Raw genomic sequence first — 25568 nt, 5'->3', positions numbered from 1 at the left:
GCATCGGCGCCGCAGTATTCCTCCGGCCGCGTGGCCGATTGCGTCAGCGGCGCGGTTTTCGATACGAGTGCCACCTGGGGCAGGAGCAACGATATGAAGCAAACGGCCGCTTTGATCTCGATGGCGACCGGAGTTCCACCGCATGTGTTTCATCAGACGCAAATTCTCCAAGCGGCGCGTTTCATCTTGGGTTCGCGGTATCCGCAGTTTGAAACGCTCTCCTCTCTTTTCGCTAACACCGGCATACAGCACCGTTACGGCGTTAAACCGATTGAATGGTACTGCGAGCCGCGTGGCTGGCCGGAGCGAACTCAAGCCTTTCTGGAAGGCGCCGAAGCCTTGTTCGTCGATGTCGCGCGCAAGGCTATCGAACGCGCCGATCTCAGCGTGACTAATATCGACACCGTCGTGACGGTGTGTTCGACCGGCATCGCGACACCGACGCTGGAGGCCCGCGTCGCGGCGAAACTCGGCTTCCGGCCGGATGTGTCGCGCGTGCCAGTCTTTGGTCTGGGCTGCGCGGGCGGCGTAACTGGACTATCCATTGCATCGCGGCTGGCGCAAGCACGGCCTGGCACGAACGTGCTGCTGGTGGTCCTTGAACTTTGTACGCTCGCAGTCCGCCATGACGAATTGACCAAGGCCAATATCGTTGCCGCCAGTCTGTTCGGCGACGGGGCCGCCGCCGTCCTGCTGCGCGCCGGAGATGGAGGTGCGACACGCATCGAGGCAACCGGCGAATATCTGTGGCCTAACACGCTGAATATCATGGGATGGCGTGTAGACCCCGAAGGATTTGGCGTGATCTTCCAGCGCACCATTCCTGACTTCGTGGTTGCGCACATGAAGCCAGGTGTCACGGCAATTCTGTCCGGGATGGGTCTTTCGATCGGAGATATCGATTGCTTCATTTGCCATCCCGGCGGTACGAAAGTCATTATCGCGATCGAGCGGGCTTTTTCGCTCGACCAGGGGACGCTCAACAACGAAAGAGGGGTAATTGCCGATTACGGGAATATGTCGGCGGCGACGGTCCTGTTTGTGCTCGAACGCGCTCGCGCGCAGGGCCTGCCCCCGCGGGCACTGGTGACCTCACTCGGGCCGGGGTTCACCGCAAGCTGCGTCACTCTGCGTCACACAGCGTGACTCTCGCCACTCTCATTCTCGCGTTGGTGACGCTACAGCGGCTAGGCGAACTCGTTCTGTCCCGATACAACACCGGCAGGCTGTTGGCGCAGGGCGCAATCGAGATCGCGCCGGGCCATTATCCGCTGGTTGTCGCGACCCATGCGGCCTGGCTAATTGCGTTATGGGCATGGGGTCGCGATCGGGACGTAAATCTCATTGTTCTTTCAATTTTTATTTTGTTGCAGATCCTGCGCTTGTGGGTGCTGACAACGCTTGGACCACGATGGACCACGCGTATTATTGTATTGCCCGACGCGCCGATGGTCACGGCGGGGCCTTACGGATATTTGTCGCATCCCAACTATGCGATCGTTGCCGCGGAGATCGCGGTTTTGCCGCTCGCGCTTCATCTGTATCTACTGGCGTTGGTCTTCACTATCCTGAATGCGCTGGTGCTCATTATCCGCATTCGCGCCGAAGCCCGTGCGCTCGCAGTTGCACAGCGTCGCTATGACGACCGATAGCCAGAGTCTGTTATGAGCTGATACAGTTGGGGATGATTAGCAAACCTTGTTCCGGTCCGGGAGTCGTCCGGCTGCAAATGTCCCCATTCACTTCATGACAAAATCAAACCCGCCGGCGAAAGGGCAACCGGCGGGTCTGGACCTGGAACAGGGGCCTGAGGTTCTTGGGCCCCGTTCGCACTACTCCATCTAAAAAATGCCGTTGGGTCAGGAGCCTGGCGGCATTACTCAGGGCGCCTCTGCGGCCGCGCCAGCGAGCGTCGCGCGCGCTGCTCCGCATCCTCTCCGAGAAAAAATGTTCCAAAAAATGTGCCGCGGTTTCAAACTGCTTGAAAGGCCGGGTTATATGTCAGCTTTCAAGTGCATCAGACGCATCAGCCGTGCGGCATCGAGCGGAGTCGCGCTCTTCTGGTCGTTGTCGAAATAGACGTAGATACTGTGTCCCTCGTTTCGCAGGCGGATAGCCGCCGTGCCCCAGCCGTCAGTGTTTGCGGCGCATAACGGTCGCGATAGTTTCCCGACGGCCCATGAGCGCGGACGTAGACATGGGGTGCGGTTACCTCCCATGGTGCCGGTGCGTCGTGATGATCCGAGATGCAAAGGGCGCTGCTATGATCGCGCAGAAGATCGAAAGTTTCCAGCGTGTACCAGCTCGGATGACGAAACTCAAAGACGTAAGGGCGTGGTTTGCTGCATGGTGTCCTTCTGAAATTGCGGTGGAAGCTGAAATAGCACCGGACCAGCCTTCGCCTTCAGAAGGCGGAGGCGACGTTCCAGCAGGGCGAGGCTGTTGCCGGATTTCGGACCGAGCCGTTTCCAGTGCGTGATGAACTTTCTAGTGGACTGATATCCGCTTCGCTCGCTGCGGCCGCCTCATCCCCTAATCTTGCGTTAACTTTCGGGTAACCGCCCCTTAAACCCCGATCGCTAGTGTCTCGATTTCGAAGTCCGCATGGCCTTGCAGCAACTTTTGATGCGAGCTTTGAAATCAAAGGGACGCTAGCAATCTTATGATTCTAGTGTGGGTCGGCGTGGGCGTTGTTGCGTATGGTGTGGGGACGAAAGAAAAAGCGCGGCGGGCGCAAGGAACCTGTATTCGGCGCGGTTGCCGCTTCGCTCGCGGAGTTGCGCCTCAATCCGCTCGATCGCATCACGGTTGCCGACGACAAGCCAGCCAGGCGCGCTGCGCCGCGCAAAGCCGCCGGTCCGGGTGGTGACGGATCGCGCGAGCGCCAGCCGCCGCAGAATCGGAAAGCCCGCAAAGGGCGTGCGCAGAAGCGGACGCGCGTCCGCCTGTCCCGGCTGTTCTACTGGGGCGCCGTGCTCGCTTTGTGGGCGGTCATCGCCGTCGTCGGCGTGGTGGTCTATGTCGGCGCGCACCTGCCGCCGATTCAGTCGCTGGAAATTCCAAAACGTCCGCCCACCATCAAGATCGTCGGCGCTGACGGCAGCGTGCTGGCGACGCGCGGCGAAATGGCCGGAAGCAATGTCTCGCTCAAAGACCTGCCGCCCTATCTGCCGAAGGCCTTCATCGCGATCGAGGACCGCCGGTTCTATTCGCACTACGGCATCGATCCGATCGGCATCCTGCGCGCAGCCATGGCCAACGTCCTGCACATGGGCGTGTCGCAGGGCGGCTCGACGCTGACCCAGCAACTCGCCAAGAACCTGTTCCTGACCCAGGAGCGCACGCTCGAACGGAAGCTTCAGGAGGTCGAACTCGCGCTCTGGCTGGAGCGCAAGCTCACCAAGGCGCAGATTCTCGAACTTTACCTCAACCGGGTCTATTTCGGCTCCGGCGCCTATGGCGTCGAGGCTGCCGCGCAGAAATATTTCGGGAAGCCCGCGAAGAACGTCACGCTCGCCGAGGCCGCCATGCTGGCCGGTCTCGTCAAGTCGCCGTCGCGGCTTGCGCCGAACCGCAACCCGGAAGGCGCCGAGGCCCGCGCAAAGGTCGTGCTCGCGGCGATGGCCGACGCGAAATTCATTACCGAGCAGCAGGCGCGCGCCGCCGCCGCCCATCCCTCCTACGCCGTGAAGCCGGCCAGCGCCGGCACCATCAACTATGTCGCCGACTGGGTCGGCGAAGTGCTCGACGATCTGGTCGGCCAGGTCGATCAGAGCATCGTCGTCGAAACCACCATCGATCCGAAACTGCAGAGCGTGGCGGAAGCCGCCCTGATCGACGAACTGGCCGCGAAAAGCGTCAAGTTCAATGTCAGCCAGGGCGCGCTGGTGGCGATGACGCCCGACGGCGCGGTCCGCGCCATGGTCGGCGGACGCAACTACGCCGACAGCCAGTTCAACCGCGCGGTCATGGCGAAGCGCCAGCCCGGTTCCGCGTTCAAGCCGTTTGTCTATCTCACCGCGATCGAGGCCGGGCTCACGCCCGAGACGATCCGGCAGGACGCTCCGCTCGACGTCAAGGGCTGGCGGCCGGAGAACTACGGTCACGAATACTTCGGCGCGGTGACGCTGACCCAGGCGCTGGCGATGTCGCTGAACACGGTCGCGGTCCGGCTCGGACTGGAGGTCGGGCCTGCGAATGTGGTCCGCACCGCGCACCGGCTCGGCATCACATCAAAACTGGAGCCCAACGCTTCGATCGCGCTCGGCACCTCCGAGGTGTCGCCGCTGGAACTGGTCGGCGCCTACGCGCCGTTCGCCAACGGCGGCTATGCCGCTAACCCCCATATCGTCAATCGCATCCGCACCGTCGATGGCAACAAGCTTCTCTACGCGCGCGCGCAGGACGTCCCCGCCCGGGTGATCGATCCGCGCAGCGTCGCCATGATGAACACCATGATGGAACAGACGGTCATCAGCGGCACTGCGCGCAAGGCCCAGATTCCGGGATGGACCGCTGCCGGCAAGACCGGCACCAGCCAGGATTTTCGCGATGCGTGGTTCGTCGGCTACACCGCAAAGCTCGTGACCGGGGTGTGGTTCGGCAACGACGACAACTCGCCGACCCACAAGGCCACCGGCGGCGGCCTGCCGGTTGAGGTCTGGACGCGCTTCATGCGCGCCGCGCATCAGGGCGTGCGGCCCGAGCCGATCCCCGGCACCCAGCGGGGCGGCCTTCTGCCGGACATTGCGCAGCTCGGCCGGCAGGTCGTCGCGCCGGCTCCCGGCGCTTCTTCGGTGCCTCCTGCTTCGGTGCCACCCGTTGGCCGACCTCCGCCGATCCGGACCGACGTCCGGCCGGAAGCCGCAAGCGGACTGGACGGCTGGCTCATGGACCGGGTGTTCGGTGGGCGGTAACGTCATCTTCATTTTCAAGGAAACGCTTCGTCGGGGCACTGCGCGCTCCCTCTCCGGCTTGCGGGGGAGGGTTGGGGAGGGGGCAAGTGTCCAGTAGTAAGAGCCCCCACCCGACCGACTTCGTGGGTCGACCTCCCCCGCAAGCGGGAGAGGTATAAGAATCGCTCGCCGCGATTCCGTGCAGCACGCTAATCCTGAATGCCGTAGCGGTGGAGATCGTTGCCTTCGGCGTCGAGCCACTTCTTGGCCCGCTCGACATGATTGCAGATCCGCGCCACCACCTTCCAGAATCGCGGCGAATGATTCATTTCAACGAGGTGGGCGACCTCGTGGGCGGCGAGATAGTCCAGCACGAACGGCGGCGCCAGGATGAGCCGCCATGAGAACGACAGCGATCCCGACGAGGTGCACGATCCCCAGCGGCTCGACTGATCGCGGATCGAAAGACGCTTGACCTTGACGCTCAGCGTATCGGCGTAGCGTTGCGTGGCTTTTTGCAGGTCGCGCCGTGCTTCCCGCTTCAGAAAATCGTGCACACGCCGGTCGAGATATTCGAGTCCGCCGGCGATACAGAGAATGCGCTCGCCGCTGTCGCGTGTTTCGGTCCACACAGTGCCGCGCTCGCCGGCGCGATGCACAATCCGATGGGCGACGCCGCGCAGCGGAATGACCGCGCCGTGGTGGAACGGCGCCGCCTTCGGCAGGCGCCCGAGGCGCGCCGCGATCCAGCCGCCGTGACGCTGCGCAAAGTCCTTGGCCTCCGGAAGCGTTCCCCGCGGCGGCATGGTCAGGATCGCTTCGCGGTCGCTCGGATGGATTCGCAAGGTGTAACGGCGGGCGCGGCGATGCCGGCGCAAGCGCACCGAATAGATTTGCGAACCGTGTTTGATAAGAAGCCGGGAGGGTTCGGCGGGACGTCGATAAAGGAGTGCGCGGGCCATGTCAGAAAATCCGGAGGCGGGAGTATCGCCCGGATTCTGCCATATCCGGCGCCAGTCGAATCGCTCGGCGCAAAAACAAATCATTTGCCCAATATACAGGGGGGATTTGTCGTGCCACCCCTACAGGATGGGCGTCGGAACAAAATATTCGAGGTTCATTGAACATACTTCGGCTCTACAAGGAATGATAATGGATTCAATCCTCCAAGAGAGCAACGAACTGCGTTTGAGGGCTTCAGCGGGTTTGGCGCTTTGACCAGGCCCCGCCGGCGCGATTCATTCCGCGGCCGCAGCGCGCGATGCTTGCGCCGGATGCCTGGCGTTCGACTGCATGAAGTCGTTGATGCGCGGCACGATCTCCGACTTGAACCGCGAACCGTTGAACACGCCGTAGTGGCCGACACCTTTTTGCATGTAGTGCGCCCGCCGGTTGTCGGGGATGGCTGTGCACAGCGCGTGCGCCGCCTCGGTCTGGCCGATCCCGGAAATATCGTCGTTCTCGCCTTCCACCGTCATCAGAGCGACGCGCGTGATCTTCGAGGGATCGACCGGCCGCCCGCGGTGGGCCATCTCGCCCTTCGGCAGCGCGTGCTTGACGAACACGAGATCGACCGTCTGCAGGTAGTATTCAGCGGTCAGGTCCATCACGGCGAGATACTCGTCGTAGAAATCGCGGTGCTTGTCGACCAGGTCGCCGTCGCCCTTGACGAGATTCTTGAACAGATTCTTGTGCGCGGCCATGTGACGATCGAGGTTCATGGTGATGAAGCCGTTGAGTTGCAGGAAGCCCGGATAGACATCACGCATCACGCCGGGATGCGGGAACGGCACCTTGGTGATGACATTGTTGCGGAACCAGTCGGTGCCCTTCTCGGCGGCGAGGTCGTTGACGGAGGTCGGGTTCTTGCGTGTATCGACCGGTCCGCCCATCAGCGTCATGGACAGCGGGACACAGGGATCGCCATCGGCCTCCATCACCGACACGGCGGCCAGCACCGGCACCGACGGTTGGCAGACCGCGATGATATGGACGTTTCCGCCCAGCACATGCAGCATCTCGATCAAATAATCGACGTAGTCGTCGAGATCGAAGCGCCCTTCCGACACCGGCACCATCCGGGCGTCGGTCCAGTCGGTGATATAGACGTCATGCGTCGGCATGAACGCCTCGACGGTTCCGCGCAGCAAGGTCGCGTAGTGGCCCGACATCGGCGCCACCAGCAGCACGCGCGGCTGCGGCTTCCGCAGCGGACGCACATGCATGCGATCGAAGTAGAGCAGACGGCAAAACGGCTTTTCCCAGACCGAGCGGATCTCGATCGGCGTGCGCACGCCGTTGACTTCGGTCTTGTGCAGACCCCATTCCGGCTTTCCGTAACGGCGGGTGGTGCGCTCGAACAGTTCGCAGCCGGCGGCGACGGATTTGCCGAACTCGGTATGCGACCACGGATTGAGCGGATTCTGGAACAGCATCTTGGTCGCATCGGTGACGGCGCGCGCCGGATTGAGCGACGCCTGCGCCATCTCGTACATCCAGTACATCGGCGTCGTCATCGCCGGACTGACTTCCGCCGGCATATCCGGAGGGCGTCCAAATTCACCGATAGGCATTCTGCTCAATCCCCTATTGCGCCGCAACACAGTGACTGCTGGGAGGCATAGCGTCAATCCGCCATAGGTCTACATATAGTATGTTAATGGATCACGCGAACCGGATGTGGCGGAAATATTCCGCCATACCTGGCTTTCGCGTCAACCTGGAGTCCGGCTCTGATGGAATCAAACCCGGGCTCCAGCTTTTTGTTTTGACGCGAACCGGTACCCATCCTCGGGTCAAGCCCGAGGACATGCTTCGCACGCTATAGCGCGGTTTGTGGTTCGTCCTCCGCGCGGCAGAGTCCGATCCTTTTGATTGAGCATGATCCCGAAAACCGGTTCCCACTTTTCGGGATCATGCTCTAAGCTTGGATAATGACCGACGTCGACGCCTCCGATTTCCGCCATCCGCGCCGCTACGTCCGGCTGGATACTATTTTGCGGCTGCGCTGGCTCGCGGCACTGGGGCAGCTCGCGGCGATCTTCGTTGTCGCGCAGGGACTCGAATTCGGACTGCCGATCATTCCCTGCGTGACGATCGTCGGGTTGTCGTCACTGCTCAATCTTGCTTTGCAGGTCATCTTCAATCCCATGCAGCGGCTCGAGCCGCGCTATGCCGCGGCGCTGCTTGCGTTGAACATTACTGAACTGGCGGCCCTGCTGTTCTTCACCGGCGGTCTGCAGAACCCGTTCTCATATCTGTTTCTCGCGCCCGTGCTGATCTCCGCCACCGCATTGCCGACGCGGATGACCATGGCGCTTGGCGGGTTCGCGGTTGCCTGCGCGACGGTTCTGGGCTTCACGCATTTGCCGCTGCCATGGGACGCCAACAATCCGCTGATCCTGCCGCGGATCTATCTCGTCGGGGTCTGGTTATCGATCGTGCTCGCGATCGGCGTCACCAGCCTCTACACGTTCCAGGTGACGGAGCAGGCGCGCAAGCTGTCCGACGCGCTGGCGGCGACCGAACTGGTCCTGACCCGCGAACAGCATCTGACTCAGATCGACGGCCTTGCCGCCGCCGCCGCCCATGAACTCGGAACGCCGCTGTCGACCATCTTCCTGATTTCGCGCGAGCTGGAAAAAGCCCTGCAGGAAAATGGCGCGCAGGATCCGCAGCGGCTCGCCGGCGATCTCTCCATTGTGCGGGAGCAGGCGCAGCGTTGCCGCGATATTCTCGCCAAGATCGCGCAACTGTCGTCGTCCGGCGCGCCGTTCGACCGGATGCCGCTGTCGACCCTGATCGAGGAAACCGTCGCGCCGCATCGCGACTTCGGCATCGACATCACGATCCGGATCGCGGCCACCGGCGACGATGAGCCGGTCGGGATGCGCAACCCCGCGATCCTCTACGGCGTCGGCAACATTCTGGAGAATGCCGTCGACTTCGCGAACAGCACCGTCGAAGTGAATGCCTGGTGGAGCAGCGAGACCGTCGAGATCGTGATTTCGGACGACGGACCGGGCATCGCCCCCGACATTCTCAAGCGGATCGGCGAGCCTTACCTGTCGCGCCGCCGCAACGTCAGTGATGCACAAGGCAGCCGCGCCGGCCTCGGTCTCGGGATATTCATCGCCCGCACCTTGCTGGAGCGAACCGGCGCGAAGGTGTCCTTCGCCAACCGGACATTTCCGGAGCATGGTGCGGTGGTTCAGATCGTGTGGCCGCGCGTCCGCTTCGAAACCTCAAAAACGATCGCTGAGACAACGACTTAGCGATCGTAAGTCTCAATTGCTTGCGGTGCGACTTTCAGCGCCCATATTTCAAAGGCAACCCAAGCGCGAGGTATCACCGTGAACGCTGCCCCCGACGTTATCCCGCAAGCCGACCGCTCGCTGCTGATCGTCGAGGATGACAAGCCGTTTCTGGAAAGGCTGTCGCGCGCCATGGAAACGCGCGGCTTCAATGTGACGTCATGCGACAGCGTTTCCGACGGCCTTGCGCATATCGGAAAATCCGCGCCGGCCTTTGCCGTGGTGGATTTGCGGCTCGGCGACGGCAACGGCCTCGACGTGGTGTCGGCCCTGAAGCGTGAGCGGCCCGATGCCCGCGCGATCGTGCTGACCGGCTATGGCAACATCGCGACTGCGGTGACCGCGGTGAAGATGGGCGCCGTCGATTATCTGTCCAAGCCCGCCGACGCCGACGACGTGGTCGCGGCGCTGCTCGCCAGCGGCACCGAGAAGTCCGAGTTGCCACAGAATCCGATGTCGGCCGATCGCGTGCGATGGGAACACATCCAGCGTATCTACGAGATGTGCAACCGCAACGTGTCGGAAACGGCCCGGCGGCTCAACATGCATCGCCGCACGCTGCAACGCATTCTGGCGAAACGCGCACCGCGTTGATACGCCTGCTTTAGAATCCCGTCTCGGCATGGCCTTGCGGATCGGCGAGGCGATTGAGCCGCTGCGCCGCCGCCATCGCAAAGCGCAGCATCATCGCCTTGCGCGTCGGGGCAGGCAGGCGGTGTTCCGGCGCCTCGCAATGCAGGTGCGCGCCATAGGCATCGGCGACAATCAGGCCGGTGTCGCCGGGGAAAATCTCGCACGGCAGATCGCGCGTGAAGGCGAAGAACAAGCGGTCGCAATGCGCCCGGTAATCCTGCCACTTCCGATCGGCACGCAAATCCTCTGCCGATGACTTGATCTCGACAATCCAGATCTCGCCGCGCGCGTTCAGCGCCACCAGATCGGCGCGTCGTCCTGACGGCAGCGGCAATTCGCTGACGCAGCAAAACCCCAGCGACCGCAAAAACCTCCCCGTTCCGCGCGCAATCGCCAGCGCGGTCTCCGACTGGCGGCGGTCGGGCAGAGGCACGAGGGCGATGTGGGTGGCGTTCGATTCCATGCGACAGGACCATAGCAAAAACGACGGCACGAGCCACGCTGGTGTTTTTGACCTCCCAGGGAAGTGGAACCGGTCATGCCGCTCAAATCGCTTGGCGGCGCTGTAAAAATCGGCATTGTGTGCGCATGGTCCAAGAAAACCAACAAGAGAACCAACCCGACGACCGGACTGCGACGAAAGCCGGCGCCAGCATTATTCCGGTGACGCCGTTCCGCCAGAACTGCACGCTGTTGTGGTGCGAAACCACAAGGAACGCCGTGGTCATCGATCCCGGTGGCGATGTCCCGCTGATCAGGACCGCGATCGAAAAGAGCGGCGTGACCGTCAGACGGATCTGGCTCACCCACGGCCACATCGATCATGTCGGCGGCGCCGCGGAATTGCGCGACGCGCTGAAGGTCCCGATCGAGGGACCGCATATCGCCGACAAGTTCTTGCTCGATCATGTGGTCGAGAGCGGACGCAGCTACGGCATGACCGGGATGCGTAATTTCGCGCCGGACCGCTGGCTCGAGGAGGGCGAGAAGGTCAAGATCGGCAAACTCGAATTCGACGTCCTCCATTGCCCCGGCCATTCGCCGGGCAGCGTGGTTTTTTTTAACAGGGAGATGCGCTTTGCGCATGTCGGCGACGTTCTGTTCAACGGCTCCGTCGGCCGCACCGACCTGCCCGGCGGCAGTCACGCGATGCTGGTCAAATCCATTACCGACAAGCTGCTGCCGCTCGGCGACGATGTCGCTTTCATCTGCGGACACGGCCCGGGATCGAGCATCGGCCACGAGCGCGCGAGCAACCCGTTCCTGACCGGCGGACTGTGACGCCGCACCCTGAACGGAAAAGAGGCCGCCTTTAACGACGGCCTCTTCTTTCGCTGCTCCGTCGACGATGTTATTCGATGACGTCGACGATCCGGTGGGTCCTGGGATCAACCAGAACGGTCCGATCATTCACCACGGTATAGCGATATTGCGGTGCGCCGTATTCGGCCGGCACCTCATAATAGGTCACGCCCGACTCCGGCAGCACTGCACCGACACGGACCGGTTCCCGATAGTGATATGAGGTGCGATGCTGCTCGACCACGTAGCGGTGGAAGCGCGGACGCTGCTCGACGCCGAGCACGCCGGCGACGCCGCCAACAACTCCGCCGATCGTGCCGCCGACGACGGCACCAACCGGCCCAGCGGCCCGTTCACCCTCGCGGGCACCCCGCTCGATGCCGCCCGGCACGCCCTGCGCGATGGCAGACACTGGGAGCACCAATGCGACCGCAATTGCGGCAGTTCCAATGACGCGACGGATCATAAAGTTTCCTCCGATCATGATGTGCGGAGGAGAAGTCCCGGCTCAGGCATTTCGTTCCGCCGGTTTTTGCCTGCAAAATGCGGTTGTCTATGGAACAAAACCGCGTCGGCTGTATCGTTGTCCTTCGCGTTTCGCGGGGACGACACATGACGACGCCAATTGCTTTGATACGCTTCAGCCGGAAATGATGTCCCGCACGCGCTGCGACAGATGGCCGAGATCGAACGGCTTGGTGATCATGTCCATGCCGGGCAGGAGGAAGCCTTCGGCGTTCGCGGCGTTTTCGGCATAGCCGGTCATGAAGAGGATTTTCAGATCCGGTCGCAGCTCCCGCGCCTGATCCGCAAGCTGCCGGCCGTTCATGCCGGGCAGCCCTATGTCGGTCAGCAGCAGATCGACGGGTTTGTCCAGTTGCAGAATCCGCAAGCCCGTCGCTCCGTCTGCGGCTTCGCGCGTCAGATAGCCCTGATCGTGCAGCATCTCGATGATGACGCCGCGCACGACCGGTTCATCCTCGACGACCAGCACGGTTTCGCCGGTGGCCGCGATCCTGTCCTTGTTGGCGGGCGAAGCCTGATCGGCCTCGGCGACGTCGTCATGGCGCGGCAGACAAAGCCTGATCGACGTGCCCCGTCCCGGCGCGGTGTCGAAGGCGATGTGGCCGTTCGATTGCCGCGCAAATCCGTAGATCATCGACAGCCCGAGTCCGGTCCCCTGGCCGATCGGCTTGGTGGTGAAGAAAGGATCGAAGGCGCGCGCCGCCACCTCGGCGGTCATGCCCGTTCCGGTGTCGGTGACGGTGATGCAGACATAGTCGCCCGGCCGCACGGCGGAGGAGCCGGCATCGGCGGCGCCGATGGTCATATTCGCTGTCGCGATCGCGAGCTTGCCGCCACCGGGCATGGCGTCCCGCGCATTGATGGCGAGATTGAGCAGCGCGCTTTCGAGCTGGTTCGGATCGCACAGCGTTTGCCACAGCCGTCCGGACGGCGCGATCTCCAGATCGATGGCCTCGCCGATGGTCCTGCGCAGCAGATCTTCCAGCGAGAGGACGAGATGATTGGCATCGACCGGCTTCGGCACCAGAGGCTGCCTGCGGGCGAACGCCAGCAGCCGGTGCGTCAGCGCCGCGGCCCGATTGGCCGAGGCCATCGCGGCCTCGATGTAGCGTCCGGCGCGATCGGTCCGCCCCTGACTGAGGCGCGTCTGCATCAGATCCAGCGAGCCCACGATGCCGGTGAGCAGGTTGTTGAAATCGTGGGCGATGCCGCCGGTCAACTGGCCGACCGCTTCCATTTTCTGCGATTGACGCAGCGCCTCCTCGGCTGCCCTCAACCGTTCGGTTGCGGCCTTCTCCGCGGTGATGTCGCGCGCGACGGCGTAGATCAGGTTCTGATCCGGGACCGCGGTCCAGGACAGCCACCGGTAGGAACCGTCCTTGTGACGGAGCCGGTTTTCGAATCGTATCGTGGCCTTGCCACGCGCGAGGCGGCGGACCTCCACCCGCGTCTTGACGATGTCGTCGGGGTGCTCGATCCATTCGGCGGTGCGCCCCAGCAGCACGGCCTCGCTCCAGCCGAGCGTCCTCGTCCAGGCGGGATTGACGGAGCGGCAAATGCCGTCGTGGTCCGCGACCAGCAGCAGGTCCTGCGACACGTTCCAGATCCGGTCGCGCTCGCGGGTTTTCTCCTCGACGCGCTCGGCGAGTGTCGCGTTCAGTTCGGCGAGCCTGCCTGCGAACAGTTTCTGATCGTGGACGTCGGTGTTGGTGCCGATCCAGCGAATGATGCGCCCGTCTTCGTCGCGCGCCGGCACCGCGCGCGCCAGAAACCAGTGATAGCTGCCGTCGGCGCCGCGCAGCCGGAATTCGATCTCATAAGGCTCGCCCGTGGCCACCGCGTGGGTCCACGCCGTGGCCGAGGCGGGTGCGTCGTCCGGATGGACCACCTTGTTCCAGTCGTTGCCGCCGAGTTCGCCGGGCTTCGCGCCGATATAGTCGTAGACGCGCGTATTGCACCAGTTCAGTTCGCCGTTGGGCTTTGCTGTCCAGACGTGATGCGGCAGCGCCTCCGCCAACGTGCGGAATTCCTCCTCGCGCTGGCGGATGGCACGCAACGCCTCGACCTGATCGGTGATGTCGGTGTGTGCACCGAACAGCCGGAGGGCTTTGCCGCCGGCATCGCGCTCGATCACCGATCGCGCGGAAATCCAGCGCGTCTCGCCGTCGCTCGGCCGGATGATGCGGTAGCGCACCGCATACTCGCGATCACCGCCGCGCACCGTATCGATGAACTGCCCTTCGGCGACCGCGCGGTCATCGGGATGAACGCGACGCAGCCAGTCCTCATGACTTTCGTTGACGGCTTCCGGCGGAAGGCCGTGTATCGTCAGATACTCCGGCGACTTGCGGCTGCGATGACCGGTGCGCAGATCGACCTCGAGGCCGCCGATCCGGCCGATCGCCTGCACGCGCGCGAGCTCGGTCTCCCGCTCTTGCAAGGCGACTTTGGCAAGATGTTCACGGGTGACGTCGCGGCACACCACGAGCACCCCGCCGACACCGTGATCCTCATCGATCGGGCTGAAGCCGTAGGTCCAATAGACCTGCTCCAGCCGGCCGTGGCGCGTGACCGGAACAAGCTCGTCCTCATGCCAGGTCGCGCCGCGCCCGGCCATGACGTGTTCGATCTGGGGGCCGATGATGTGCCAGATCTCGCCCCAGCAGTCCTGGCCCCTCTGGCCGAGCGCGCTCGGATGCCGTTCCGGCCCAAGGGTCTGGCGGTAGCCATCGTTATAGAACTGGATCAGATCCGGCCCCCACCAGATCAACATCGGGTGGTTGGTATTGAGCACGATGCGGACCGTCGTGCGCAGGCTCTGGGGCCAGGTCTCGGGAATGCCGACCGATGTCCCGGCCCAGTCGAATCGGCGCGTCAAATCACCCATTTCCCCGCCGCCGGCGAGGAAAGCCCCGGTACTGACACTTTCCTTCTCCAGCATCAAAACGGACAGGTCGTTGGGCAGGCCGATCCGCAGGGACGATTCCCACACACCGGATACCGAGTCACAATCAGAGGAAAACGCCGCATCCGGCCGTTTGGTTCCATTATATTTTGCAGGCGGCAAGGTAGGTTGCCAACGCCTTCTGGCCGGCAACTTCAAGCGGCGCGGCGAATTCGCCGCACGATCTCAGGACCACGATCTCTCGGGGCGACGGCACCGCCGCCGACCAACGTCCGCCGGCGTTGCATCCTCCATCGGTTGATCTTGAAGGTCGTCGCGCTCCTTAACCCCACGGACCGCGGCGGGGAGCCCCACCGTTCCATGGGCCATGCGGCGCGGGCGCCGGATTCGGCTCCGGGGCGGCGCTGCCGGACTGCCCGGCGAGTCTCTGCAACGCAGCGATACGATTCTCGGTCGAAGGATGGGTGGCGAACAGACTGTCCATGCCATGCCCCGACAGCGGGTTGATGATGAACATGTGCGCGGTGGCGGGGGCGCGTTCCGCCTCCCTGTTCGGCACCTGATGCGCGGCATTGTCGATCTTGGCCAGCGCCGAGGCGAGCCACATCGGCTGGCCGCAGATGCGCGCGCCCGTCTCGTCGGCGGCGTATTCGCGGGTGCGGCTGATCGCCATCTGCACCAGCATGGCGCCGAGCGGCGCGAGAATCATCATCGCCAGCGAACCGATGATGCCGGGCCCGTTGTTGTTGCGGTTGCCGCCGAAGAACATGCCGAACTGCGCCAGCATCGAGATCGCGCCGGCGATGGTCGCGGTGATCGTCATCAGCAGCGTGTCGTGATGCTTGATGTGCGCGAGTTCGTGCGCGATCACGCCCGCCAGCTCCTCGCGGCGCAGGGACTGCACGAGACCCGTGGTCATCGCGACGGCGGCGTTTTCCGGGTTGCGGCCGGTGGCGAAGGCGTTGGGCTGCGGATTGTCCATCAGGAACACGCGCGGCATCGGCAGCCCGGCCCGCGCGGCAAGCTCCGCCACCAGCCGATGCAGGTCGGGCGCGGTGCCGGCATCGACCTCATGGGCGCCGTACATCGACAGCACCATGCGGTCCGAGTTCCAGTAGGCGAACATATTGGTCGCGGCCGCGACAACGAGCGCGATCATCGCGCCACTGGCGCCGCCGATTAGATAACCCACGCCCATGAACAGGCCGGTGAGGCCTGCCAGCAGGATCGCGGTACGAAAATAGCTCATCGGGGTCCCTCAACTGCCGCCCGGGGATAGCGGGCCGGCATCCCAGAACATGGGAATTGCGGATCTGGGCGCGCAAGTGCGGCGGCCCGTCGCGGAACCGTCGAAGTTCGTTCTTCGTCAGCCCGAGTTGCGCGTCGCCCCGCCGGCGGGGATCGTCGCGCTGCCGTCGCCGAGCGCGAGCTGCATCATCACGGTGTCAAGCCAGCGGCCGAACTTGAGGCCGACCGAGGGATGGGTGCCGATCATCTGAAAGCCGGCGCGCGCGTGCACGCCGATCGATCCTGCGTTGGCGGAATCGCCGATCACGGCGATCATCTGGCGATAGCTGCGTGCCTCGCATTCGGCGATCAGGCGGCGCAGCAACTGTATCCCGACGCCGCGACGATGGATGGCGGGCGCCAGATAGATCGAGTTCTCCACGGTGAAGCGATAGGCCGGCCGCGGCCGGTAGGGACCGGCATAGGCATAGCCGACCACGGTCCCCGCCAGTTCCGCGACCAGACAAGGAAAGCCGCCGTTCCGGAGCGCGCCGAAGCGCTGCGTCATCTCAGTGAGATCGGGCGGAACAAGTTCGAAGGTCGCGGTCCCGAAACGGACGGCATGATCGTAAATCGCGGTGACGGCGGGAAGGTCGGCCTCATCAATGGCTCGGATCGCGAGATCGGGCATGACGCGAAGATTCCGTTGGCATCTGCAAAAGAAAAAGCCCCGGCCGAGAGGCCGGGGCTTTGAAGTCCGAAGTCGTTAAGGGCAGGGCCTCGGCGATCAGTATCGTGCAACCACCGGCGTGTTGAAGTGATAGTTCAGGCCGGTGCGGAAAATATGCTCCTGCACGCCGGTTGTCAGCACGGCCGGCCCCAAATCGTGGCTCGAGCGGCCGAGGTCGACGTAGAGATATTCCGTCGTCGAGGTCCAGTTCGGGCCGAACAGGCCGAGCAGGGTGAACGGCGTCTCGATGCCGCCGCCGACGGTCCAGCCGGTGCGGGTATCCGAGAAGCTGACAGTGTTGATCGCGGTCTTGACGTTGCCGTAGGCGAAACCGCCGGTCGCGTAGAACAGCGAGGGGCCGACCGCGTAGCCGAGGCGGCCGCGCACCGTGCCAAGCCACTGCAGCTTCGCATTGAGATCGACCGAGGCGCCCGGCGTGCGGATGACGTAGGTCTTGTTGTCCTCCATCGTCGAGCCCTGGAAGTCGGTCTCGAGGCCATAGACGATGTTACCGGCCTGCCAGTTGTAGCCGATCTGGCCGCCGCCGATGAGGCCGTCGGGGGCGAGATTGAACGCCCCGCTGTCGCCAGTGGCAACGTTGGTCACCGTGGTGCGGTCGCGGCTGGTGCCGGAACCGACATTGCCGCCGAGATAGAGGCCGGTCCAGTTGGCGGTCGCAACCGGGGCATAGGCGCTGTTGCCGCCGATGCGATAGTTCAGGCCGACGCGGAAGATATTCTCGCGCAGTTCCGAATGCAGCGACTGGGTGCCGCCGTCGAACACGTCCGTGCGGTTGCCGAGATCGACATAGAGGTACTCGATCTTGCCGGTCCAGTTGCCGCCGAGCGCGGCTTCGACGCCGCTGCCCCAGGTCCAGCCGCTGCGGTTGCCGCTGAACGCGAACGGTGCGCCGGCCGCGACTCCCGTCGTATTGACGTTGCCGTAGGCATAGCCGCCGGTCAGGTAGGTCAGGGTCGGGCCGTTGACCAGGCCGATGCGGCCGCGCGCCGTACCGAACCAGTCGAGTTTCTGGTTGTACTGGATGCCGTTCACGTTGGTCCGATTGTCGGTCATGTCCGCACCCTGGATGTCGGCTTCGATGCCGAACACGATCGGGCCCAGGAACGAATTGGTCTGCCAGTTGTAGCCGATCTGGCCGCCGCCGACCGCGCCGAGCGGCTGCAGATACGTTGAATTTCCCGTGCCGTCGCCGAAATCATTCACAGCCCGGTCGCGGCCGAGCCCGAGGCCGGCGTTCACGCCGAGGTAAAAGCCCGTCCAGTCGTAGACCGGGGCCATCACCGGAGCCTTGGTGTAGGGGCGCGGTGCGAGATCGGCCGCCTGGGCGCTCATCGCGGTGCCGGCCAGCAGAACGCCGAGCAAAATTCTTTTCATTATGGTCCCCATCTTCAAATGACTTCGGAACTGTACGCTGCGACGGGTGGCTTGTCTGTGGTTCGGTAGCCACACTCGCCCGGAATGATGCCGTGCAAGGCCGAAAACCCTGCAAAATCAGCGTGCGACATGGCGAGTCCGGGTGCTACCGCGGCTCCGCCTGCGATCTCCAGCCACGCTGAAGCCGAACCCCGGCCGGTTCGTGTGTTCGCTGATTCGCTCCTTGGGAGGGGCGCGGTGCGCATCGTTCCCGGCCTCGACCGGGCAAGCGGGACGGCCTACCTCTGAGGGCGTGGGAATTGCTGATCGCGAGGAGCAGCCTGCGCTGCCCGAGGGCTTCCTGCGCTGGTTCGCGGCGCGAGGATGGTCGCCGCGCGCGCATCAGTTGGCGTTGCTGCAAAAGGCCCGCGCCTGCCGCTCGGTGCTGCTGATCGCGCCCACCGGTGCCGGCAAGACGCTGGCGGGGTTTCTGCCGACGCTGGTGGAGCTTTCTTACTTTCCCTCTCCCCTCGTGGGAGAGGGTGGCGAGCCGCCGAAGGCGGTGAACCGGGTGAGGGGGCTTCTTCGGCAACGATCGGGTTTGTTCACCCCCTCACCCGATCCTCCGCTCCGCGTCGGATCACCCTCTCCCGCGAGGGGAGAGGGAAGTAAGACGCGCGGCCTCCACACGCTCTACATCTCGCCGCTGAAGGCGCTGGCGGTCGATATCGCCCGCAATCTGGAAGCGCCGGTCGCAGAGATGAAGCTGCCGATCAAAGTCGAGACCCGCACCGGCGATACGCCGGTGTCGCGGCGGCAGCGGCAGCGGCGCTATCCGCCGGACATCCTGCTGACGACGCCGGAGCAGATGGCGCTGCTGCTCGCCTCCGACGATGCGCCGTTTTTATTTTCGTCGTTGCAGCGCGTGGTGCTCGACGAACTCCATGCGCTGGTGACCTCGAAACGCGGCGATCTGTTGTCACTCGCGCTGGCGCGGCTGTGGCGGCTGGCGCCGCGGATGCGCATGGTCGGATTGTCGGCGACGGTGGCGGAACCGGAGTCGCTGGCGCGATTTCTGGTGCCGCAGCCGTGCGGCGAGGCTGTCTCTGCCGATATCGTCGTGGCCGGCGGCGCCGCGGCCCCGATTGTCGAGATGCTCGATACAAGCGAGCGGCTGCCGTGGGCCGGGCATTCGGCGCGCCATGCGTTGGCCGAGGTCTACGATCTCATCAAGCGCAACAGGACCACGCTGGTGTTCGTCAACACCCGCAGCCAGGCCGAGATGCTGTTCCAGGATCTCTGGCGCATCAACGACGACGGTCTCGCCATAGCACTGCATCACGGCTCGCTCGATGTCGCGCAGCGCCGCAAAGTGGAGCAGGCCATGACGGAAGGCCGCCTTCGCGGCGTGGTCTGCACCTCCTCGCTCGATCTCGGCGTCGACTGGGGCGACGTCGATCTCGTCATCAACATCGGCGCGCCGAAAGGCGCGTCGCGGCTGATGCAGCGGATTGGCCGCGCCAATCACCGTCTCGATGAGGCCTCGCGCGCGGTGCTGGTGCCGGCCAATCGATTCGAGGTGCTGGAATGCCGCGTCGCCATCGACGCGGTCAACGAGAACGCGCAGGATACCCCGCCATTGCGCACCGGTGCGCTCGACGTGCTGGCGCAGCATGTTATGGGCTGCGCCTGCGGCGAGCCGTTCCATGCCGATCGGCTCTACGACGAGGTGCGGACCGCAGCGCCCTATGCGGACCTCGCACGCGCCGACTTCGACGACGTGATCGATTTCGTCGCCACCGGCGGCTATGCGCTGAAAAGCTATGAGCGCTTCGCCCGCATCAGGCAGGACAAAGAGGGCCGCTGGCGCGTCGCCAATCCGCGCGTGCGGCAGAGCTATCGCCTCAACGTCGGCACCATTGTCGAGGAGGCGATGCTGAAGGTGAAGCTGGTGCGCTCGCGGCATGGCGGCCAAAACAGAGGTAAAGGTTCGACCGGTGCCATCGCAAGCGGCGGCCGGATGCTCGGTGAGATCGAGGAATATTTCATCGAAGGTCTCGTCGCCGGCGACACTTTCGTGTTCGGCGGCGAGATCGTGCGCTACGAGGCGCTGGTCGAGGATCAGGTTTACGTCTTGCGCGCCAACGACGAGAGCCCAAAGGTGCCGTCCTATATGGGTGGCAAGTTTCCGCTCTCGACCTATCTCGCGGAACGCGTGCGCAACCTTCTCGACGACAAGCGCGCATGGAGCGGCTTACCGGATCAGGTGCGGGAATGGCTGTCGCTGCAGTCGCATTTTTCGAGCGTGCCGCATGCGCGCGAGATGATCGTCGAGACCTTTCCGCGCGCCGACAAGCATTACCTTGTCTGCTATCCGTTCGAAGGACGGCTCGCGCACCAGACCCTCGGCATGCTGTTGACGCGGCGGCTGGAGCGGATGCGCGTGCGGCCGCTCGGCTTCGTCGCCAACGAATATGCGCTGGCGATCTGGATGCTCGGCGACATCTCGTCGATGATCCGGCAGCGCCAGCTTGATCTCGATGCGCTGTTCGATCCGGACATGCTGGGCGACGATCTCGAGGCATGGCTTGCGGAATCGGCGCTGATGAAGCGCACGTTCCGCAGTTGCGCGATCATCTCCGGGCTGATCGCGCGGCGTTCGACTTCTGATGAGAAGACCCGGCGGCAGGTTTTGTTCTCCACCGATCTCGTCTACGACGTGCTGCGCAAGCATCAGCCCGATCATGTGCTGTTGCGCGCGGCGCGTGCCGATGCGGCGGCCGGGTTGCTGGATATCCGCCGCCTGAGCGATATGCTAGCGCGGATCAGGGGCCGGATCACCCACAAGCCGCTCGACCGCATTTCGCCGCTCGCGGTTCCGGTGATGCTGGAGATCGGCCGCGAGGCGATCTATGGCGAGGCGTCGGATGAACTGCTGGCGGAAGCCGCCGAGGAACTGGTGCGCGAGGCGATAGCGCGGGATTAAGGCAGGATGATCAGGTTGAATCGTCATTGCGAGGAGCGTCAGCGACGAAGCAATCCAGTCCCCTTTCTCCCTCCTCCGCTTGCGGGGGCGGGTCGAGGTGGGGGCTTGTCTGGATTGCTTCGCTTCGCTCGCAATGACGATGAGTATGCAATAGGCTCCTGTGCATGACGAACGAGAGTGCAACGCGCGAGCACGTCACCGTATCGGGCGTTACGCTGCTCGCCGATCTCTCGGGTGCGCTGTTCTGGGAGCACGAGCGCCTGCTCGTGGTGTCCGATCTGCATCTCGAAAAGGGTTCGAGCTTCGCCGCCCGCGGCGTGCTGCTGCCGCCGTACGATACGGTTGCAACGCTGAGCCGGCTCGCGGCCGTCGTCGCACGGTTCGATCCGCGCACGGTGATCGCGCTCGGCGACAGTTTTCACGATCGCGATGCGCATGAACGCCTGATCGCGCCTGATCGCGACGCGCTTTCGGCCTTGCAGGCGCGCCGCGACTGGATCTGGATTTCAGGCAATCACGATCCGGCGTTGCCGGACGATCTCGGCGGCACGGTCGCGAGCGAGGTCGCGGTCGGCGGCATCGTGTTTCGTCATGAACCGACCGGCGCATTCGGCGAAATCGCAGGCCACCTGCATCCCAAGGCGCGGGTTTCGACGCGCGGCCGTTCGATCGAGCGGCGCTGTTTCGCAAGCGATGGCGCGCGCGTGGTGATGCCGGCGTTCGGCGCCTACGCGGGAGGTTTGAGCATTCGCGACGAGGCGTTCGCGAGACTCTTCTCGGCCGATTTCATCGCGCATGTACTCGGCGACAGGCGCATGCACACGATCGCCGCAGCGCGGTGTTATTGAAGTGCTGTAAGTCAAAGCGGTTGCTCCCGTCATTGCGAGGAGTACTTGCGACGAAGCAATCCAGTTTTGTTTGTAACTCTCTGGATTGCTTCGCTGCGCTCGCTAATGACACCTAAACCATGGCTTTCCCGCTCAGCGTTTCACGCAGCTTTCGCCTGCACTGTATTGCAGAAATCCGCCAGCAGATCGGCAACGCGCAGCGTGGCCGGGTTCGCCTCCGGCGCGGCGACCAGTGCAACCTCGGTCTTGTCGATCGGCGCAAAACCGTCTTTCGCCGTCAGGACGCGATGTCCGGGCTGAATCGCGATCTCCGAGAGAATGCTTAAACCCAGGCCGGCGGCGACCGCGGCCTGGATGCCCGCAAGACTCGAACTGGTGTAGGCCATGTGCCAGGCGCGGCCTGCGCTTTCGATGGCGTGAATGGCGCCGGCCCGATACAGGCAGCCCGGCGGAAAACCGATCAGCGGAACGGAGTGGGTTGCCGGATTGATGGGATGGACCTTGCTCGTCACCCAATGGACCAACTCGGGCCACGCGCTGATGCCGCCCTTCTCGCCGGCCGGCCGCTTGAGCAGCGCCAGGTCGAGTTCGCCGCGTTCGAGGTCGCGGCGGAGATACTTGCTCTGGTCGGCGCGGACGTCGAGCCGCAGGCCGGGACGCGACCGCATGAAACTCGCCAGCAATTCGGTCAGGCGATAGGCGGCGAAATCCTCGGGAATTCCCAGCCGGACGACGCCGTCGCCTTTCGGCCGCGCCAGCACGTCGCGGGCTTCTTCCGCAAGCGCCAAAAGCCGCCGCGCGTAAGCCAGGAGCCGCTCGCCGTCCTCGGTGGGAATGACCTTCTTGCCGATGCGGTTGAGCAGGGGGCGGCCGAAGTCGTCCTCCAACCGCTTGATCTGCTGGCTGACGGTCGACTGGGTGCGATGGACGCGCTCACCGGCACGGGTGAAGCCCCCAGCATCGACGACGGACACGAAACTCCGCAACAACTCAAGATCCAGCATGGCGCTTACCATTCAAAAATCCACTGATGATTATTTTATCATTTAATTTCCAAATGACAAGGCGGCGGGATACATCACGGGCAAAGGAGACTTCCCAATGACCGTCATCTCTCCCTCCCTTGCCTCGCCGGCCGCCGCCCCGCGCCCCGCCTTCAACACGCTGCCGCTCACCATTGCCGCGTTCTGCCTGCTATGGAGTTTCGCCTTCGTCGCCGGCAAGATCGGCGTCACCGATTGCCCGCCGCTGATCCTGTTGACGGCGCGTTTCCTGCTGGCGGGCATCCTGATCTTCGGGATTGCTATGCTGCGCGGCGAGGGCTGGTCGCTCTCCCGCCGCGATGTCGCGATCTTCGCGGTGCTCGGCGTCGCCAACAACGCAATGTATCTCGGCCTCGGCTACACCGGCCTGCAAACCGTCTCGGCCGGTCTCAGCGGCCTGATCGTCAGCGCCAACCCGGTATTCACGGCGGTCCTGGCCGCGGTCTTTCTTGGCGAGAGTTTGACCTGGCGCAAGGTCATGGGGCTGTTGCTGGGTATCGCCGGCGTCGCCTTCATCGTGTGGCATCGGATGTCGGTCGGCACCGACAGCCTGCACGGAATCATGTTCACGCTGGCGTCGCTGGCCTCGATCGTCGCCGGCACGATTCTGTTCAAGGTGTTGGCTCCGAAGGGCAACCTCTGGCTCGGCAACGGGATCCAGAGTCTGGCCGGCGGTCTGGCGCTGCTGCCGTTCGCATCGACGCTGTCTGATGTCAGCGACATCGTGCCGAGCTGGCGCCTGCTGGCGGCGTTTGCCTACCTCGTGCTGTGCGGCTCGATCTTGGCCTATGTGCTGTGGTTTCATTTGCTGAAGGTTTGCGGGGCGACCGCGGCGAGCGCCTATCACTTCCTGATGCCGCCGCTCGCCATACTGTTCGCCTGGTTGGTGCTCGGCGAGCATGTCGCGGCGCGCGACCTCCTCGGCATCATTCCAGTGGCGCTCGGCATCTACCTCGTCACCCGTCCCGCGGCCGCTCCAGCTCAGCATTAGGAGGCCGCCATGACGAGACTTCGCATGACGCTGATCGGCGGCCCCACCGCTGTGACCATCAGTCCTTGCGGAAGACGATCGACGCCATCCAGCCCGCCATCAGTCCCATACATGCCGTCACCACGCCGTAGAGGAGGCCGTGTTGCCGGGCGGCGGTGGCCACGAACTGCTCGAAACCGACCTTGACGATTTCGAACGCCGTATCGGTCTTTGCGATCAGTGCGCCGCCGGCGAACAGCTTGATTCCGATGGTGTAGGTGCCGATCGGCACCTCCGCCGGCAGCGGAATGCCGGCACGGAACAGGGTCGGGGTCAGGAAGGTCACGGCCGAGGTGTTCTCGCGGTACAATCCGTGTTCGGCGCGCAGCCTTATGAAGGCGCGGCGGAACGGATCGCTCGCCACCACGTCGGCGTAGTCGGGGCCGACGCGTTGCATCAGCAGCACGTTGTTCAGTCCAAGCTGCTGCCGGCGCAGGATGTCGGGCGCGGCGATCTTGTCCAGCGGCCGGTTGGCGAACACCGCAAGATAGGACGGGACCTGAAGGAATTGCCGGGAATCGGCGTTCACCCAGATGATGCCGAGCGTGCGCTCCTTGCGGCGCGTGACCATGTCGACGCGCGGGCCGCTGACAGTCACGACGAGATCGTAGCCGGTGCGCGGAACCGGCGCACCGCCGTCGCGCTCGATCGAGCCGAACAGCACCAGCTCCTCGCCGGAATAGTTCGGCGTCACGGTGACGCGATGGTTCGACACCGAGACGATCAGGTGCTCGGCGCGCGCATCGCCCGCGACGAAGGCCGAGCCGAGCAGCAGCGCCAGTCCTATCGTCGAGCAGGTTGCGCGCCTCCTCATGGGCCGCCCGTGGTTTCGTGGACGGTGTAAAGATCGGCGGGACGAATGCCCAACTCGATCGCAAAGCGGATTCCGACCGCCAGGATCAACAGCCCAAGCAGCAGGCGCAGGTGTTCGCCGCGGATGCGCTGGCCGGCGCGGGCGCCGAATTGCGCGCCGGACACGCCGCCGGTCATCAGGATCAACGCAAGCACGACGTCGACGAGATGGTTGGTGGCGGCGTGCAGCACCGTAGCGAACGTCATGGTGATGAGGGTGATGACCATGGACGTGCCGATCACGGTGGAGGTCGGCACGCGCAGCAGGTAGATCAGCAGCGGCACCAGAATGAAGCCGCCGCCGATGCCCATGATCGCGCCGATGAAGCCGATGAAGAGGCCGATGGCCACGACCGGGATGACCGACAGGTAGATCTTGGACCGCTTGAATCTGATTTTCAGCGGCAAGCCGTGGACCCAGCCGTGACCGCTCGAGCGCCGCAGCGGAGCGCTCTGGCCTTGCCGGGTCCGCAGCATGGCGCGCAGCCCCTCCCAGAACATCGCCGCACCGACGCCGGACAGCAGCACCATATAGGACAGCGCGATCACCAGATCGAGCTGACCCAGCGAGCGCAGCCGCGTGAAGGTCCAGACGCCGAGCATGGTTCCGGCCATGGCGCCGCCCAGCAGCACCAGCGCCAGCATCGGATCGATCGCGCGCTTGCGCCAGTAGGACAGCGCGCCGGAGAAGGAGGACGCGGCGATGTGGCTCGCAACCGTTGCAACGGCAACCGCCGGCGCGATACCGACAAAGATCAGCAGCGGCGTCATCAGGAAGCCGCCGCCGATACCGAACATGCCGGACACGAAACCCACCGCCGCGCCCATCGCCAGGATGAGGAACACGTTGACCGGAATATCGGCGATCGGGAGATAGAGCTGCACGCGCGTTCATTTCGAATTTG

General features: G+C 64.1%; 20 protein-coding genes and 1 pseudogene. 9 read left to right on the top strand and 12 right to left on the bottom strand.

Annotated elements, in window-relative coordinates; all coding sequences use genetic code 11:
- The first annotated feature begins 93 nt into the window (after positions 1–93).
- On the top strand, positions 94–1146 hold the full coding sequence (locus V4R08_RS10800) for a type III polyketide synthase (RefSeq protein ID WP_335579354.1): 1053 nt from the start codon (positions 94–96) through the stop codon (positions 1144–1146).
- On the top strand, positions 1143–1652 hold the full coding sequence (locus V4R08_RS10795) for an isoprenylcysteine carboxyl methyltransferase family protein (RefSeq protein ID WP_335579353.1): 510 nt from the start codon (positions 1143–1145) through the stop codon (positions 1650–1652). The genes V4R08_RS10800 and V4R08_RS10795 overlap by 4 nt, the downstream gene beginning before the upstream one ends.
- 342 nt (positions 1653–1994) lie before the next feature.
- Here the strand turns inward: V4R08_RS10795 and V4R08_RS10790 are convergent.
- Positions 1995–2486 (bottom strand): annotated as a pseudogene (locus V4R08_RS10790) (DUF72 domain-containing protein); the annotation flags it as partial.
- Positions 2487–2699: 213 nt separating this feature from the next.
- Between V4R08_RS10790 and V4R08_RS10785 the strand changes: the two are divergent.
- On the top strand, positions 2700–4916 hold the full coding sequence (locus V4R08_RS10785) for a transglycosylase domain-containing protein (protein ID WP_335580248.1): 2217 nt from the start codon (positions 2700–2702) through the stop codon (positions 4914–4916).
- A 188-nt stretch (positions 4917–5104) separates the two neighbouring features.
- On the opposite strand, the gene V4R08_RS10780 is transcribed toward V4R08_RS10785, so the two are convergent.
- Together V4R08_RS10780 and V4R08_RS10775 are read right to left on the bottom strand one after the other, a co-directional pair.
- Positions 5105–5941, bottom strand: coding sequence for a M48 family metallopeptidase (locus tag V4R08_RS10780; RefSeq protein WP_335579352.1), 837 nt, complete (start codon positions 5939–5941; stop codon positions 5105–5107).
- 192 nt (positions 5942–6133) lie between these two features.
- Positions 6134–7468: a polyhydroxyalkanoate depolymerase gene (locus V4R08_RS10775; RefSeq protein WP_335579351.1), complete on the bottom strand. Its 1335-nt coding sequence runs from the start codon at positions 7466–7468 to the stop codon at positions 6134–6136.
- 360 nt (positions 7469–7828) lie between these two features.
- On the opposite strand from V4R08_RS10775, the gene V4R08_RS10770 reads away from it, so the two are divergent.
- Positions 7829–9169, top strand: a complete 1341-nt coding sequence (locus tag V4R08_RS10770) for an ActS/PrrB/RegB family redox-sensitive histidine kinase (protein ID WP_335579350.1) — start codon at positions 7829–7831, stop codon at positions 9167–9169.
- Positions 9170–9247: 78 nt separating this feature from the next.
- Positions 9248–9802 carry an ActR/PrrA/RegA family redox response regulator transcription factor gene (locus V4R08_RS10765; protein WP_011508837.1) on the top strand — a complete coding sequence of 185 codons (555 nt, stop codon included), beginning with the start codon at positions 9248–9250 and terminating at the stop codon, positions 9800–9802.
- 10 nt (positions 9803–9812) lie between these two features.
- Here V4R08_RS10765 and V4R08_RS10760 read toward each other — a convergent pair whose 3' ends face one another.
- Positions 9813–10304 carry an MmcB family DNA repair protein gene (locus V4R08_RS10760; protein ID WP_335579349.1) on the bottom strand — a complete coding sequence of 164 codons (492 nt, stop codon included), beginning with the start codon at positions 10302–10304 and terminating at the stop codon, positions 9813–9815.
- A gap of 125 nt (positions 10305–10429) precedes the next feature.
- On the opposite strand from V4R08_RS10760, the gene V4R08_RS10755 reads away from it, so the two are divergent.
- Positions 10430–11122 (top strand): MBL fold metallo-hydrolase, encoded by a 693-nt coding sequence (locus V4R08_RS10755; protein WP_335579348.1) that lies wholly within the window; start codon positions 10430–10432, stop codon positions 11120–11122.
- A 70-nt stretch (positions 11123–11192) separates the two neighbouring features.
- Here V4R08_RS10755 and V4R08_RS10750 read toward each other — a convergent pair whose 3' ends face one another.
- The 5 genes from V4R08_RS10750 to V4R08_RS10730 all read right to left on the bottom strand — a co-directional run bounded on the left by V4R08_RS10750 (position 11193) and on the right by V4R08_RS10730 (position 17925).
- On the bottom strand, positions 11193–11609 hold the full coding sequence (locus V4R08_RS10750) for a DUF1236 domain-containing protein (RefSeq protein WP_335579347.1): 417 nt from the start codon (positions 11607–11609) through the stop codon (positions 11193–11195).
- Between the two features lie 174 nt (positions 11610–11783).
- The gene (locus V4R08_RS10745; protein ID WP_335580247.1) at positions 11784–14609 is read right to left on the bottom strand and encodes a PAS domain-containing hybrid sensor histidine kinase/response regulator; all 2826 of its coding nucleotides are present in this window, start codon (positions 14607–14609) and stop codon (positions 11784–11786) included.
- Positions 14610–14895: 286 nt separating this feature from the next.
- Positions 14896–15822, bottom strand: coding sequence for a zinc metalloprotease HtpX (gene htpX, locus V4R08_RS10740; RefSeq protein WP_335579346.1), 927 nt, complete (start codon positions 15820–15822; stop codon positions 14896–14898).
- A gap of 117 nt (positions 15823–15939) precedes the next feature.
- A complete protein-coding gene (locus V4R08_RS10735) occupies positions 15940–16491 on the bottom strand; it encodes a GNAT family N-acetyltransferase (protein WP_335579345.1) in 552 nt (183 codons plus the stop codon).
- Positions 16492–16587: 96 nt separating this feature from the next.
- Positions 16588–17925: an outer membrane protein gene (locus V4R08_RS10730; RefSeq protein WP_335579344.1), complete on the bottom strand. Its 1338-nt coding sequence runs from the start codon at positions 17923–17925 to the stop codon at positions 16588–16590.
- A 292-nt stretch (positions 17926–18217) separates the two neighbouring features.
- Here V4R08_RS10730 and V4R08_RS10725 point away from each other — a divergent pair, with 292 nt between their 5' ends.
- Together V4R08_RS10725 and pdeM are read left to right on the top strand one after the other, a co-directional pair.
- Positions 18218–20890: a ligase-associated DNA damage response DEXH box helicase gene (locus V4R08_RS10725; RefSeq protein WP_335579343.1), complete on the top strand. Its 2673-nt coding sequence runs from the start codon at positions 18218–18220 to the stop codon at positions 20888–20890.
- Positions 20891–21054: 164 nt separating this feature from the next.
- The gene (gene pdeM, locus V4R08_RS10720; protein ID WP_335579342.1) at positions 21055–21738 is read left to right on the top strand and encodes a ligase-associated DNA damage response endonuclease PdeM; all 684 of its coding nucleotides are present in this window, start codon (positions 21055–21057) and stop codon (positions 21736–21738) included.
- Positions 21739–21878: 140 nt separating this feature from the next.
- Here the strand turns inward: pdeM and V4R08_RS10715 are convergent, their stop codons facing one another.
- Positions 21879–22742 carry a LysR family transcriptional regulator gene (locus tag V4R08_RS10715; protein WP_335580246.1) on the bottom strand — a complete coding sequence of 288 codons (864 nt, stop codon included), beginning with the start codon at positions 22740–22742 and terminating at the stop codon, positions 21879–21881.
- Between the two features lie 97 nt (positions 22743–22839).
- On the opposite strand from V4R08_RS10715, the gene V4R08_RS10710 reads away from it, so the two are divergent.
- Complete coding sequence (locus V4R08_RS10710) at positions 22840–23772, top strand: DMT family transporter (protein ID WP_335579341.1); 933 nt, start codon at positions 22840–22842, stop codon at positions 23770–23772.
- A 58-nt stretch (positions 23773–23830) separates the two neighbouring features.
- Here V4R08_RS10710 and V4R08_RS10705 read toward each other — a convergent pair whose 3' ends face one another.
- Positions 23831–24625 (bottom strand): TIGR02186 family protein, encoded by a 795-nt coding sequence (locus V4R08_RS10705; protein ID WP_335579340.1) that lies wholly within the window; start codon positions 24623–24625, stop codon positions 23831–23833.
- Positions 24622–25548 (bottom strand): sulfite exporter TauE/SafE family protein, encoded by a 927-nt coding sequence (locus tag V4R08_RS10700; RefSeq protein WP_335579339.1) that lies wholly within the window; start codon positions 25546–25548, stop codon positions 24622–24624. The genes V4R08_RS10705 and V4R08_RS10700 overlap by 4 nt, the downstream gene beginning before the upstream one ends.
- Positions 25549–25568 lie beyond the last annotated feature (20 nt).

This window comes from Nitrobacter sp. NHB1, from assembly GCF_036964665.1.
Classification (GTDB): domain Bacteria; phylum Pseudomonadota; class Alphaproteobacteria; order Rhizobiales; family Xanthobacteraceae; genus Nitrobacter.
The sequence above is the reverse complement of the archived record's forward strand: the minus strand, read 5'-3'. Positions and strand labels throughout refer to the sequence as shown.